Here is a 438-nt window from a genome sequence, read left to right as displayed (position 1 = left end):
ATACAAAGTGGATGAAAAAGGCTTTTTGAGAGCCTTTGAAAACAATGCAAAGGCATGCAAGTAGCTTGAGCTTGCCCAAGCTACTTTTTTAACTAGTCTCCGAAATAATTGTCGTTGTTTGGATTATTAATATCTGACCAAAGATCTAATTCCTCGTCAGACATTGTTGACGTATCGGGCATAAAACCTCCTATTTACTTTTTGGTGGGTTGTTGCCTCGACCACCACCGGAGGGATTGCCTGTTTTACTTGGCCCATTTGGTGGTGGAGTTGAACCAGACTTACTTGCTGCAGACTGAGCTCGAGCAGCGAAAGAGCCTTTAGGAACAGAGCCACCGTTTGATACTGCAGTTGCAGATTGAATTCGTGCAGCAGCGGCTTTCGACATTGTATTCTTGGTCATTATTTACTCCCATTGAATAAAGGTTTACTGCTGTT

1 protein-coding gene is annotated in these 438 nt (G+C 42.9%); it reads right to left on the bottom strand.

All coding sequences use genetic code 11. From position 1 onward, the window contains the following. Window positions 1-190: 190 nt before the first annotated feature. Window positions 191-403 (bottom strand): hypothetical protein, encoded by a 213-nt coding sequence (locus BTA35_RS16845; RefSeq protein ID WP_078320907.1) that lies wholly within the window; start codon window positions 401-403, stop codon window positions 191-193. Between the last annotated feature and the right edge of the window lie 35 nt (window positions 404-438).

Source organism: Oceanospirillum linum, from assembly GCF_001995095.2.
Taxonomy (GTDB): domain Bacteria; phylum Pseudomonadota; class Gammaproteobacteria; order Pseudomonadales; family Halomonadaceae; genus Oceanospirillum; species Oceanospirillum linum.
Note: the sequence above shows the minus strand (reverse complement) of the source record. Positions and strands in the feature narration are given on the sequence as shown.

Coding starts and splice junctions, on each gene's coding strand:
- BTA35_RS16845 (WP_078320907.1), bottom strand. CDS start 403: ATGACCAAGAATACAATGTCGAAAGCCGCTGCTGCACGAATTCAATCT.